The sequence below is a fragment of the Peribacillus muralis genome (assembly GCF_001439925.1).
GTDB lineage: Bacteria > Bacillota > Bacilli > Bacillales > DSM-1321 > Peribacillus > Peribacillus muralis.
Genome location: NZ_LMBV01000033.1, coordinates 32,675 through 33,123, shown reverse-complemented (window position 1 = coordinate 33,123; position 449 = coordinate 32,675). Strand labels below are relative to the sequence as shown.

Here is a 449-nt window from a genome sequence, read left to right as displayed (position 1 = left end):
GCTCAGCTGGGAGAGCGCCTGCCTTGCACGCAGGAGGTCAGCGGTTCGATCCCGCTAGGCTCCACCATTTTTCAATCAGAAACTTATATTATATTGGCGGTGTAGCTCAGCTGGCTAGAGCGTACGGTTCATACCCGTGAGGTCGGGGGTTCGATCCCCTCCGCCGCTACCAATAAATATAAGGACCTTTAGCTCAGCTGGTTAGAGCAGACGGCTCATAACCGTCCGGTCGTAGGTTCGAGTCCTACAAGGTCCACCATATGTATTTTCTTTCTAAAGCCATNGGGATCGGTCTTGAAAACCGACAGGGGAGTCAAATCCCGCGGGGGTTCGAATCCCTCTACCTCCTCCATTTTTTCAAAAAAGCAGCAAGTTGTTTTGAAACAACCTTACATAGAGGAAGCGAAGAAACGATATACACGAAAACTTGATGCAAAACGTTTCATTAT

2 tRNA genes are annotated in these 449 nt (G+C 48.9%); both read left to right on the top strand.

Annotated elements, in window-relative coordinates:
* The first annotated feature begins 95 nt into the window (after window positions 1-95).
* A tRNA-Met gene (locus ASU00_RS22355) sits at window positions 96-172 on the top strand.
* Between the two features lie 10 nt (window positions 173-182).
* Window positions 183-259, top strand: a tRNA-Ile gene (locus ASU00_RS22350).
* The last annotated feature ends 190 nt before the right edge of the window (window positions 260-449 follow it).